Annotated in this window: 10 protein-coding genes and 1 tRNA gene; 8 read left to right on the plus strand and 3 right to left on the minus strand. The window is 62.7% G+C overall.

Going from position 1 to position 12,209, the window contains the following annotated elements; all coding sequences use genetic code 11:
- Positions 1 to 142 precede the first annotated feature (142 nt).
- The 3 genes from JQ604_RS06050 (at position 143) to JQ604_RS06060 (ending at position 5,290) form a co-directional block, all read left to right on the plus strand.
- On the plus strand, positions 143 to 739 hold the full coding sequence (locus JQ604_RS06050) for a hypothetical protein (protein ID WP_212354314.1): 597 nt from the start codon (positions 143 to 145) through the stop codon (positions 737 to 739).
- The gene (locus JQ604_RS06055; RefSeq protein ID WP_212354316.1) at positions 740 to 2,884 is read left to right on the plus strand and encodes a hypothetical protein; all 2,145 of its coding nucleotides are present in this window, start codon (positions 740 to 742) and stop codon (positions 2,882 to 2,884) included. It begins immediately after the preceding gene.
- 591 nt (positions 2,885 to 3,475) lie between these two features.
- The gene (locus JQ604_RS06060; RefSeq protein WP_249158048.1) at positions 3,476 to 5,290 is read left to right on the plus strand and encodes a hypothetical protein; all 1,815 of its coding nucleotides are present in this window, start codon (positions 3,476 to 3,478) and stop codon (positions 5,288 to 5,290) included.
- A 116-nt stretch (positions 5,291 to 5,406) separates the two neighbouring features.
- Here the strand turns inward: JQ604_RS06060 and JQ604_RS06065 are convergent, their stop codons facing one another.
- Both JQ604_RS06065 and JQ604_RS06070 read right to left on the minus strand, forming a co-directional pair.
- Entirely contained in the window at positions 5,407 to 5,691 is a 285-nt protein-coding gene (locus JQ604_RS06065; RefSeq protein WP_212354320.1) for a hypothetical protein, read from the minus strand.
- A 46-nt stretch (positions 5,692 to 5,737) separates the two neighbouring features.
- Positions 5,738 to 5,811 (minus strand) — tRNA-Gln (locus JQ604_RS06070).
- 527 nt (positions 5,812 to 6,338) lie between these two features.
- Between JQ604_RS06070 and JQ604_RS06075 the strand changes: the two genes are divergently transcribed.
- From JQ604_RS06075 to JQ604_RS06095, 5 genes are all read left to right on the plus strand, one after another.
- Positions 6,339 to 7,592, plus strand: coding sequence for an ABC transporter substrate-binding protein (locus JQ604_RS06075; RefSeq protein WP_212354322.1), 1,254 nt, complete (start codon positions 6,339 to 6,341; stop codon positions 7,590 to 7,592).
- 81 nt (positions 7,593 to 7,673) lie between these two features.
- Positions 7,674 to 8,537: a branched-chain amino acid ABC transporter permease gene (locus tag JQ604_RS06080; RefSeq protein ID WP_212354324.1), complete on the plus strand. Its 864-nt coding sequence runs from the start codon at positions 7,674 to 7,676 to the stop codon at positions 8,535 to 8,537.
- Positions 8,538 to 8,550: 13 nt separating this feature from the next.
- Entirely contained in the window at positions 8,551 to 9,516 is a 966-nt protein-coding gene (locus tag JQ604_RS06085; RefSeq protein WP_212354326.1) for a branched-chain amino acid ABC transporter permease, read from the plus strand.
- A complete protein-coding gene (locus JQ604_RS06090; RefSeq protein WP_212354327.1) occupies positions 9,506 to 10,276 on the plus strand; it encodes an ABC transporter ATP-binding protein in 771 nt (256 codons plus the stop codon). The genes JQ604_RS06085 and JQ604_RS06090 overlap by 11 nt, the downstream gene beginning before the upstream one ends.
- Positions 10,273 to 11,070, plus strand: coding sequence for an ABC transporter ATP-binding protein (locus JQ604_RS06095; protein ID WP_249158049.1), 798 nt, complete (start codon positions 10,273 to 10,275; stop codon positions 11,068 to 11,070). Before JQ604_RS06090 ends, JQ604_RS06095 begins: the two co-directional genes overlap by 4 nt.
- 7 nt (positions 11,071 to 11,077) lie before the next feature.
- Here JQ604_RS06095 and JQ604_RS06100 read toward each other — a convergent pair whose 3' ends face one another.
- Positions 11,078 to 11,923: a Spy/CpxP family protein refolding chaperone gene (locus tag JQ604_RS06100; protein ID WP_249158050.1), complete on the minus strand. Its 846-nt coding sequence runs from the start codon at positions 11,921 to 11,923 to the stop codon at positions 11,078 to 11,080.
- Positions 11,924 to 12,209: the final 286 nt, after the last annotated feature.

Consider the following 12,209-nt stretch of genomic DNA (forward strand, 5'->3'; position numbering starts at 1 on the left):
TTCATCGGCCTGAGCAGACGGAAACTCATGGCTATCATCAATAGTGCGCTATCTCGCGATTACTTCTGCCGCCGCTTCCTCAAGGAGCGCGAAGGAAGGCCCGTGTCCGCGCTCGCTTCCACTAGAACCTAAACAAACGAGAATGCCAACTTCACTGACTGAAACCAGAGCGTCTTATGACCGCCTTCGCTCAATCTGCCGGGACTTCAATGACCGCCTCATCCTTGGGCAGGCTATTCGCAATGGATGGCCCGCCAGCGCCATTGAAGAAGTAGCCCAAGGCTATGGTGGCCCTGGCTCGATAGACAGGAAGCGCCTCTCAGCGATCTACGACACCGCAAAGCGCCAGTACTACTCTCCTGAGCAACGCGCCGCAGACTGGGCAGCCTACGAAGAAGCTCAGGCCGCTGCTGACGCGCGCGATGCCGTGAAGGCCACCAAAGCCACGAGGCCAAAGGTGCCGCCTGAGTACGCCTCGCTCCGTGCAGCCTGCCGCAGCATGCTGGACTGTGACCACCTGTCTTGGGCGCTAGAGGAAGGTTGGACGGCTGAGGACATTCGTTACCTCGCTCGCCAGCATAGCGCGGTCGTAGGACGACGCATTCCCAATATCGAAACACCGGGTGCCATTCGCCTCGCACTTGGGTTGATCCAAGGACGCGAGGCAGGGGTCTATCGCGGCTGGCTTCCAAGACCTTCGATTCAACAAAAATCAACGCAGAAAGAACAAGCAGCTTAAATGCCCATCTATACAATTCAGCTTCCCGATGGCCGACACCTTGACGCGGAAGCCGAAGACGAAAACAGCGCTCTCGCAGGCGCTCAAGATTGGTACGCCGCCAACGTCACCAACAAGACCGACACTTCGATAACCGGGGCGCTCGCTCAGGGTGCCTCAGACCTCGTGAGAGGCGTAGGCAAGACCGTGAAGGAGTATGTAGCTCCCGACGCTGGAAAGAGCATTGAGGCCGCTGGAGCCTCCCTCGCTGGCCCTCGCTACAAGTCCGCCATGGAGCAATTCAGCCAGCCAGAAGACGGTGCTGATAATCACGTCCTGGGCCGCGACTGGAGCAAGCTCCCTCGTGTGTTGGTCGAGCAAGCTCCCGGCGTGCTGACGGACCTCGCGGTTTCAAGGCTGATGAAGCGCCTTGGCCCCGTTGGTCAGGTTGTTGGAGGCATGATGTCTCACGGTCTCCGCATTGCTGGCAACGAGGCGCAGAAGCGCGCCACCGCTCGCACGGGAGACGAGAGCGCCGAACCCACGTTAGAGGATAAGGCCGTTGGCGCTGGCTCCACGCTCGCTCAGGCAGCGCTCAACCAGATTGCGGTCAACAAGGTCCTGAGCCCCGCCAAGGTAGGCGTGGGCGCGTCAGGGGTGACGCAGGCGGCACGAAACGCCCTGACTGCGGCTGCAACGGAAGGCGTGACCAACGCCGCTCAGGATGCCATCTCACAAGCCGCGTCAACCGTTGGCACGAAGTATGGCCTCGCTATTGACCCGCATTCGCTGGCCGATAGTGCTATCGTCGGCGGCGTAGGCGGTGGCGTTCTTGGTGCACCAAAGAGCGTGAAGGATGCTGCTTCTGCCGTGCGCTTCCGCGACATGGGTGGCGACCTCACGCCCGCGAGCGCAGCCGCTGCGAACAGGATGGCGGAGAAGGCAGGCAGCGTTGAAGCGCTTCAAAGCCCCTCGAAAGCCTTCCATGCGGTGACCGACACACATACGGACGTGATGCGCGAACTCTCACAGGCCACGACTGCGTTGCGAAAGCTCGCCCCGTTGCCGGTGGAGGCTGACAACGCGCTGGCGAGAGCAACGAAAGGCAACGACCTCACCGATGGAGACTTGGCTGCAATCGAAGCCCTCGACGGCGGAGAGAGCGTGAAGGATCTAGCCAAGCAAGCCGTGGCGCTCGCTCGCTTGAAGAGCACGGGCAGCTATGACCCTGCCGGTGAGCGCTTCAGCGGTGGCGTTGCTGAGACCGCTCGCAAGTTCGTCAAGAACAACCCCTTGCTGTCAGGTGGAGCCTATACGGGCGGCAACGCCTTGTTGGCTGGCGTGGACGGCTTGACCAACGCGCTTGGTAGTCACGCATTGCCTGCAATCGGCGCCTACATAGGCACGAGGGCCGTGGAGCGTGCTCTTGGCGTCACCGCGCCAGCACGGACCTTCGCGGAGAAGTTCACAAACCCTGACGTTCCTGTCCGCACTGCGCCGCCTCTTGCGCGACCGCAGAGCCCTACAGGCCCGAAGGTCTCCCCACCGTCACTCAGCCCGCCCCAGCCCTGGGGGCCGATTCCTGAAGCACCACAGCCCTTCAAGCCTGACGTTGTGGAGCCGGGCTTGAGGAAGCTCGTTGACAAGCTGGAGCGCACCAAGCGGCAAGAGGTCTCACGAGACGTGATGCCCCTTCTTCGTCAGTTGGCCGCTCAGGGGAAGCTTGTGGGCAATGAAACCTCGGAGCCAACAAGCCGTACCGCCTCATCTCAGCAACACGCCAGTGGGGACACCGCACCCGAAAGCCAAGCATCACCCTATGCAGGGCTGACGGATGCTGAGGTCCGCACCAAGGCCGTCCAAGACGCTGTTGAGGCGGGGGTCATTCCCGACCTAGCAGCCGCTCGTGAGCGGTACGGCCAAGGCGTACAGCGCAAGCGTGACACCATCCGCGAAGCGGTTCACAAAGCCGCCAATAGCGATGGCTACACGGATGCTGACGTTGAGGCGTTCCAGCCGTTCCTCAGGCGGCTCGTGGTGGCACGAACGCGGGAGGAGGCTAACACGGTGATTAGTGAGGCTGCTGCTCACGTCTCCTCTAAGGCTCGTCAGGCCCTCATGAGGCACGTAGGTGGCGAGTTCATCAATCGGACTTGGAAGAAGTGACCTCTCACCGCGTTCCAAGCGTGGCGCGATAGTTACACGGCCCTAGAGGGCTCTCAGGAATCCACTGAGGGGCATGAGCGCTGAGCCGCCCTTCGTGCGCGGTAAGGCGTAAAGCCTCTCTATGGATTCCCTAGCGGCTCTCAGCGGCCTTCTGGCTGAGTTCTAACAACGACCGTCAAAGCGCGACCTGGGCACCCACAATGCACAGGCGATGTCTAAGCCCTTGGCGTGATTCCTAAATAGGCAAACTAAAACTACCTCTTCAAGTCACTCCTGCCGCTTCACGGCCTCAAAGCTCGTGAGGCACCATCCTTATTCACCCCCCGAAACCTCCTAAGAAAGCTTTTCTTCTTCTCCTTCTTAGGGGGTTCTAGGGGTGCATTCCCGGCTCTGTTCGCACCGCTGCCGGTGCTCCTGAACGATAGGGCCAACCTCCCCTCAAACCTTCAAAGTTCCCCAATGCAACATCCCATCGGATTGCACGCGCTTCCGCTCGTGCCGCCGCAAGCCTTCTCAAGCCGCATGAAGCAGCACTGGACCTCCTCGCTAGGTCTGTGTGCCTCAGCGCCGTTGGAGAGGCTTTGGACCATCATGGCCAAGACGTTCAACGAAGCCATCACTGACAGTGCCAATGGCGTGCAGCCTCCCTGGCGCATCCTCCAGCCTCCTACGGGTTCCGGAAAGACACGAGGAGCCTGCCTGTTTGTCGCAATGCAGGCAGAGTTGAACGCAGCGAGCGCCGCTCCTGTTGGCAGCATCATCGTAACACGCCTCATTGATGAAGCAGGTGCACTCGTTAGTGAAATCAATGACCATGCTGGACGTGAGGTCGCGATAGCGCACCACTCGCGTGCTCCGAAGTCCGCTGAGGTGCTTCAGCAGTACGACACCTTGGTGATTACACACCAAGCGTGCGTGAACGCAGCGGCCAGCCTCAACGCCTCACGAGGGACGGCCTTTGAGCGCTTGAGCCGCTGGAGGGGCGGAGAGCGCCTTCTGACCATCATTGACGAGGCTCTAGCCAACGTCGTGGATGACGTGAAGGTCACGGCCGATGATATCGCTGAAGTGCAGCGGTACATCACCAATGACCTCAACAAGTCATTTCCAACCGAGTGCACCGCTCTCCGGCTGCTCGGGCTGGCACTGGCGAATTACGAGGCTCATGACGGCGGGGCTTCGGTCTTCCTGCCTGACGCCATCAACGCTGCATATCCAGACGTGCCGCTTGTGAACTTCCGTCCTCTCCGGGCTGCAATGAAGGGCACTCAGTATGACCGCCTGGGGGCTCACATGGAGGACACAGAGACACGACTGCGAATTGGACGGAAGGTTGATAGGACGCTGGAAGGCTGTCAGGCCCTCTTCGATCAGTGGTCATACTATGCGAAGAGCGGCGATGAGCATTCCTTCAACTCATCGTCCCTATCAGTGCCGTGGGGCGCTCCTGGCCCTGTGGTGCTCGACGCCACCGCACGAGCAGACTTCCTGTGGGACCTGTTCGAGGACAAGGCGCGTCTAGTGCCAACACCAAGCCATGTCCGTGACTACAGCAATGCGACGCTTCATGTTGCGCGATGCAGTGGCGTCGGCAAGCGGTCAATGGTCAAGAGCTTCAAGACGCGGTTCGCTCGTCTCGCGGCCGATCTGGAGAAGCGTTTGTCGCCTACCAGTTCGGTCTTCCTATGCACACACAAAGCCAACGCTCACATTGCCATGAGCGATGGCATGGGCTTCGAGAGGTTCGCTGTGGGCCACTGGAACGCGGTGGACGGTCGCAACGATTGGGCAGACTGCGACACAGCGGTGATATTTGGTCTGCCTTACCGAGACCAGATATGGGCAAACAACACCTTCTTTGCCGCGAAGGGCCTACAGACTGACGAATGGTTGCAGTCGCCAGTGTGGAAGGGGCACGCTGACGTGCGCCGCGTCATGCAGCAGCGTCAGCTTTCCGTGTCGATCATTCAGGCCATCAACCGTATCCGAGTGAGACGCGCTGTTGATGAGCACGGACGATGCCCTGAGGCCAACATCTACATCGTATTGCCGAAGGACGTTGACGGTGAGGCCATCCTGACCAACATCAAGGCCGATATGCCCGGCCTCAAGGTTGCAGACTGGCCCTTCGAGATGGACGGGCCGAAGGTGAAGAGACCGCGCAAAGGCTCATCGCACGAAGCTCTGGTATCGTTCATGGAGGCCCGCTTGCCCGGCAGGACGCCGCTGTCCGTTATCAAGCGAGAGCTATCCTTAAGTGACACGGGTCTGAAGAAGCTGAGGGAGACCTTGGGGGACAAGGAGCACGCCACGACGAAGGCGTTGAGCGCTCTTGGTGTTGAGTACCTTGTCACGGGGAGAGGCAGAGGAAGACAGAGCTTCCTCGCCAAACATCAGCCCGCGTAGAGGCTGAAGGATCAGACTTGCCGGTGCAGTTCCGAAAGGGCTCTGCATCGGTTCCTTTCGAGCGGAGCAAAGGCAGCACAGAACGGCGTGCGCTGCCCTCCGCCCTTGACAGCACCCTAACCGGCTGCGCTACGGCGCTTGCGGGGCTTTGAAGCCTTCTTGCCCTTCGGCCGCGCGATCTGCCTGCGGTAGGTGTTATGGACCTCGAAGAAAGGCACGCCAAAACGTTCCGCCATCTTCTCCAGCGAGCCGCCCACTTCGTTGGCGAGCGCGTCGAGGTCTTGGCTGAGCTTGCTGGCCGCCTGCATGAGCCCCAACAGGGTTGCGAGGTCTGCGAGTTGGCGCTTGTCAGCGCTCTGAACCGAGGTGGGTGACCTAGGTGGGTTGGGTTTTCTTGCCATCTTGGAAGCTCCTGTTTTCATTGAAGAAACGGGCTTCCGAGTATGCTGGCTGGGGAACCTGGATTCGAACCAAGACAAACAGAGTCAGAGTCTGTTGTGCTACCGTTACACCATTCCCCAAGAATTGCTCAGTGATATCAAGGCGTTGTCGTGATATCTGGGCAATCTTTGCGGCGCGGCTGCTGACAAATCAGCGCCTCGCGCGAGTGCGGGTCCTTCTACTCGGTTGGTCCCTTGCTTGGCAAGCATTGATGGTGCGGGATTGGCGGCAAAAATGGGGCTTCCGTTGGCCGGAGTTGCCCTGGGCAGGGGAGTCAGGGCCTGGTTCGTTGCATGCTCGACGGGGCGGCACCGTTACGATTGGACGAGATGCCACGATCGACAATGGCGCGCTTGCCCTCACGCACAGTCATGCACCGGTCATTCTCCGACGATGCGGAATGTCGCGTCGCCCGTTCGCGCAAAACGTGCACGCCAATCGCATTCACGCAGCGACTTTAGTCGCAGTCTTTCGCTGTGCGCATGTGCTCGCCTTGCCGGTTCCGGGTCACCATGCAATGCTGGCACACCACAAAAACCAAGAGGGAGGCGGCGGCTTTGCCGGACGTGTCCCAACGGCGACAAGACCGATCTGGGGAGACGTTCATATGAGCATGTCGAAGCTTGTCGGGCTGCTTTCCGCGGCCGCGATCATGATGGCGCTGGGCACCAGCGCTTTTGCCCAGCAGAAGACCGTCAAGATCGGCGCCGTCTTTCCGCTGACCGGCCAGGCCGCGAGCGCCGGCGTGCATGCAAAGGCGGCGATCGAGGTCGCGCTCGACATCATCAACAACGCGCATCCTGAACTGGGCAATTTCCCGCTGGCGAAGAATGCGGGGCTCGCCGGCCTCGGCGGCGCCAAGCTCGAGGTCGTCTTCGCCGACAACCAGGGGAGTCCGGCGACCGGGCAGAACCAGGCGCTGCGGCTGATCACGGAAGAGAAGGTGGTGGCGCTGACCGGCGCCTATCAGTCCGGCATCACGCTGACGACCAGCGCGATCTCGGAGAAATATGGCATCCCCTTTGTCAACGGTGAGTCGGTCGCCGCGAACCTCACCGAGCGCGGCTTCAAATGGTTTTTCCGCACCACGCCGATCGCGACCGATTTTGCCAAGGTCTATTATGACTTCCTGACCGAGATGAAGGCGTCGGGCGCCAAGACCGACCATATCGCGCTGGTGCATGACACCACCGAATATGGCGCTTCCGTTGCCGCCACCATCACCTCGGCCTTCAAGGAGAAGGGCATCGCGATCGCGCAGGACGTCGCCTACACGACGAACGCGACCGACGTGCAGAGCCAGGTGCTGCAGCTGAAGGAGAAGAAGCCCGACGTCGTGATCATGATCTCCTACACGTCGGATGCGATCCTGTTCGCCAAGACCATGCAGTCGCTCGACTACAAGCCGCCGATGCTGCTCGCCGACGATGCCGGCTATTCTGATCCGTCGTTCCTGAAAGCGGTCGGCAAGATCTCGATTGGCGCCTTCAACCGCTCGTCCTGGAGCGTCGGCGCGCCGGGATCTGCGACTGCCATTATCGCAAAACTCTACAAGGACAAGAGCGGCGACGAGATGGACGACACCGCAGCGCGCGAGATGCAGGGCTTCTTCGTGCTGGCCGATGCCATCGACCGCGCCGGCTCGACGGAGTCTGCCAAGATCCAGGCCGCGCTGAAGGCGACCGACATGAAACCCGAGCAGCTGATGATGGGCTACAAGGGCATCAAGTTCGACGACAAGGGCCAGAACATCCTGGCTTCCGGGCTGATCATCCAGCTGCAGGATGGCGAGAACTATGTCGCGGTGTTCCCGAAAGCGAATGCCGAGAAGGCGCCCGTGATGCCCTACAAGGGCTGGTGATATCGTGTGGGGGCGGGCCGAAGGCCTCGCCCTCAATGGTTTGCCGTCAATGACGACAGCGCTTGATCGATAGTCGGCCCGATGTCCTTTGTCCTCGTCCAGGTGATCGTCGGCGGCCTCCTGCTGGGCGCCGTCTACGCGCTGTTCTCCTCCGGCCTCACGCTGGTGTGGGGCATGATGAACGTGGTCAATTTCGCCCATGGCGATTTCGTCATGGTCGGCATGTATGTCGCCTACGTCGTCTACACCTTGCTCGGCGGGGGGCCACTCGTTGGCGCGCCCTTGGCGACGCTGCTGCTCGCGACGCTCGGCATCGTCGTGTATTTCGGTCTGATCCGCGACATCATGAAGGGGCCGATGCTGGCGCAGATCCTCGGCACCTTCGGGCTGGCGCTGCTGTTGCGCTACTCCGTGTTCTGGTGGTTCGGCGCCAATTTCCTGTCGTTGCCGGAAAACCTGGTCGGCGGCACCTTCGACATTGGCGGCATCCGCATCCAGGCCTCGCGGCTGCTGGCCGGCGTGGTCGCGCTGCTGGTCACGCTCGGCCTGCATCTGCTGCTGACGCGCACGACCCTGGGCTCGCGGATGCTCGCGGTGGCGGAGGATTCGACCGCGGCGCAGCTGATGGGCATCCGCCCCGACACTATGCAGGCGATCGCCTGGGCGATTGCGGCGGGTGCCACAGGACTCGCCGGCGCGCTGATCGCGACCTTCTTCTACGTGGTGCCGACGGTCGGCGAGACGCTCGGCATCGTCGCCTTTGTTACGGTCTCGCTCGGCGGCTTCGGCAGCGTGCCGGGCGCGCTGGTCGCGGGGCTGTTAATCGGCGTGATCGAGTCGCTGTCGGGCTATCTGATCGGCGCCGTCTACAAGGACATGGTGGTCTACGCGCTGTTCCTCGGCTTCCTCTGGTTCCGGCCGCAAGGATTGATGGGGAAGTCCTGATGGGCAAAACGTGATGCGGCGTTATGTCTGGCTTCTGATCGCGCTGGCGCTGGTCATCGCTTATCCCTGGGTGTTCTCGACGCCGTTCCAGCAGCGGCTCGGCGCGCTGGTCCTGCTCTATGCCATCGCGGCGTCGGCGTGGAACATCATCGGCGGCTACGCCGGGCAGGTCTCGGTCGGCCATGTCGTGTTCTTCGGCTGCGGCGCGTATGCCGCGATGGGCGCCTATGCGCATTACGGGCTGTCGCCGCTGGTCGGCATTCCCGCAGGCTTTGCCGCGAGCGTCGCCATTGCCGCGGTGATCGGCGTGCCGACGCTGCGGCTCGCCGGGCACTATTTCAGCATGGCGACGATCGCGGTCGCCGAGCTGGCGCGGCTGATCGTCACCAACACCGACTATCTCGGCGCCGCCGTCGGCCTCAGCGGGCCGACCGTGCCGCGCAATGTGTTCGATCTCTCCTTCATCTCGGCGCTGCCGTACTACTATCTCTTCCTCATCGTGCTCGCGATCACGCTCGTCATCACCTGGTGGATGGCGCGCAGCCGGATGGGATTCTATCTGCGCGCCATCAAGGATTCCGAGCGCGCGGCGCGTTCGCTCGGGGCGCCGGCGAGCCGCACCAAGCTCCATGCCTACATGCTGAGCGCCGGTCTCACGTCGGTGGCCGGCGCGCTCTATGCGATGATGTTCGGCTTCGTCGACCCCGAGTCCGGGCTCGGCATCCTGATCTCGGTGAAGATCCTGATCATGGCCGCGCTCGGCGGCGCCGGCCTGCTGTTCGGCCCGCTGGTGGGCGCTGCGATCCTGGTGCCACTGGAGGAGATCTCCAACGCCTGGCTCGGCGGCAAGGGGGCAGGGCTCACCTTCGTGGTCTATGGCGCGATCATCATGCTGATCGCGCGCTTCCAGCCCGGCGGCATCCTGGCGCTGGTTAACCGGCTTTTGTCGAAACGCAAGGGAGCGCCGCATGCTCCTTGAAGCGCGCAACATCACCAAAGCCTTCGGCAGCTTCAAGGCGGTGGACGATGCCAGCGTCACGCTCGAGCAGGGCGATATCCTCGGCCTGATCGGCCCGAACGGTGCCGGCAAGTCGACCTTCTTCAATTGCCTGACCGGCGATCTCGCCGCGACCTCGGGGCAGGTGCGGTTCGAGGGGCACGACATCACCAGGCTTGCGCCGGAAGCCCGCGCGCGGCTCGGGCTGGCGCGCACCTTCCAGGTGCCGCAGACGTTTGAAGGCATGAGCGTGCTGGAGAACGTGATGATCGGCGCGTTCCTGCGCACCGCGCATCGCACTGAAGCCGAGACGAAGGCACGCGCGGTGCTGGCGCGCGTCGGCATGGAGCGGCTGGCGGACGCGCCGGCGCGCTCGCTCGGCACGCCCGGCCGCAAGCGGCTGGAGATCGCCCGTGCGCTGGCAACCGAGCCCAAGGTGCTGCTGCTCGACGAAGCCATGGCCGGGCTGACCCTGCAGGAGGTCAATCGCGCGATCGAGCTGGTACGCGACATCCATCGCGCCGGAGTTACGTTGGTCATCGTCGAGCACATCATGGAAGTGATCATGTCGCTGGCGAGCCGCGTCATGGTGTTCCACCAGGGCAAGGAGATCGCCCGCGGCACGCCGCGCGAGGTGACGTCGAATCCCGCCGTGATCGCCGCCTATCTCGGCAGCCGCGCCGCCGCGAAAGTTGCGGCCGGTCACACGCCGATCGAATTGATGGGCGGGCCTACGACATGAGCAAAGCGTTTTCGAGCGAAGTGGGTACCGGTTCGCGTGAGGAAAACGCGTCAAGACGAGAATCCGGAGCTGGGAACGGCTCCGGTCCGCTGCTCAAGATCGAGCATCTCGAAGTCCGTTACGGGGACCTGATCGGTGTTTCCGATGTGTCGCTTGAAGTGCCGCAAGGCAGCGTCGTCGCGCTGCTCGGCTCCAATGGCGGCGGCAAGACCACGACGCTGAACGCGATCGCAGGTCTGATCCCCGCGCATTCCGGATCGATTCGCTTTGCCGGCGAGGAGGTCGCAGGCGAGAGCGCGTTTGCGATTGTGCGCAAGGGGCTGGCGCTGTCGCCGGAGGGCTGGCGGCTGTTCGTGCAGCAGAGCGTCGAGAACAATCTCTTGCTCGGCGCCACCCCGCTGCACGACAAGGCGCGTATCAAGACGCTGCTCGAGCGCGTCTACGACATCTTCCCGAAACTGCGGGAGCGCCGCACCCAGCGTGCCGGTACGATGTCCGGCGGCGAGCGCCAGATGCTCGCGGTCGGCCGCGCGCTGATGAGCGATCCGAAACTCTTGATGCTGGACGAGCCATCACTTGGGCTCGCGCCGGCCGTGGTGGAGTCCATGTACGAGACGTTCGGCCGTTTGCACCGGGAAGGGCTGACGATCTTGCTCGCCGAGCAGTCGATCGAGCTCGCCTTGGAAGTCTCGGATTTTGCCACCGTGCTGCAGGTCGGCAAGAGCGTGCTTTCGGGCACGGCCGCCGCGCTCGCCGAGGATCCGCAGGTGCAGAAGGCGTATCTGGGGGCGTGATGCGAATCTACGCCGTTCGTTTCTGCCCAATCGCTTCGAACTGCGCCTTCTGCTCGTCGGTCAGTGTCGCATAAAAATCCTTCAGCGCCGCGCTCACCAGACCGATGGCCTGCAGCATGGCTTCGAGACGTCCCTGCACCGCGTCAAGCCGTGCGGGCGGCGTGGTGGCGTCTTCCGGCTGGCAGTGGGCGCCAAGGATGCCGGCTGCCTGCACGGCAGCGTTCTGCAGCGCGTTGAGGGCAGGGCGCTGCGCGTCATTTGGGTGCAGCCGGGCTTCGATCTCGGCTGCCGGCCATGGCAGCGCAGCCAGCTGCGCCATGCCGCAACCCTGGGCCGGTGCTTCGGGGCTCGCGTTTGCGGCGGACATCTTGCGCCGGTCCCCCGCGGAGACGCTAAGGCGCGCCTCCTGTTCGTCGTCCAGCAGGTCATAGAATTTCTCAAGCGGTTGCTGCAGGACATAGCGTGCCTTGATCATCGCCTCGATGCGTTCCTGCATGACGGCGAGCCGCGCCGGGGCCGTGAGCGCCGGTTGCGCTGGACACGACGCCAGGATCAACTGGGCGCTCGCGGCCAGTGCCTTGGCGAGATCGTCCATACTGGTGCGCTGAGCCTCATTGCTGAGTTGCATGATTGGCTGAAGCTGAGTTGCAGGAAGGCCGGCAATGTCGTTTCCGTCTCTGCCGCAAAGCTCGGACAGCGCAGCGACCTTGCGATGTCGGCGACCGAACGGTCGCGGTTCGGTAAAGGCTACGAGCTCATCGCGGCCATATGGCGCAAAGATCGCCGCATAGAGGTCACGATAGCCGTAGTCCCAAAATCCGATGCCGTCGCCCCAGACGGCATAGTCGGTCATGTCGTGAATCGCGTATGGCCAGAACAGTGGCCCGACCCAGCCATATCCCCCGTCGGCGTGTCGCCACCATCCGCTTGCGGTGCGGCCGCCCTGCCAGCCAGCCAGCGCTGTGGCGGCAACAATCTGCCTGCGCGCGGCTGGATTGCCTCGCGCGGACTCCACGATGTTGCGAACATCAGGCGGTCGGACAGCCGCCGTCCTGATGCGGCCGTGGCGAGCGTAGCTGCGCCCGTGGTGCAACCCGCCGAGGGACAACACGCGCCCGACTGCAAATCTCGCGACGCCA

It is taken from the genome of Bradyrhizobium jicamae (genome assembly GCF_018130695.1).
GTDB classification, from domain to species: domain Bacteria; phylum Pseudomonadota; class Alphaproteobacteria; order Rhizobiales; family Xanthobacteraceae; genus Bradyrhizobium; species Bradyrhizobium jicamae_B.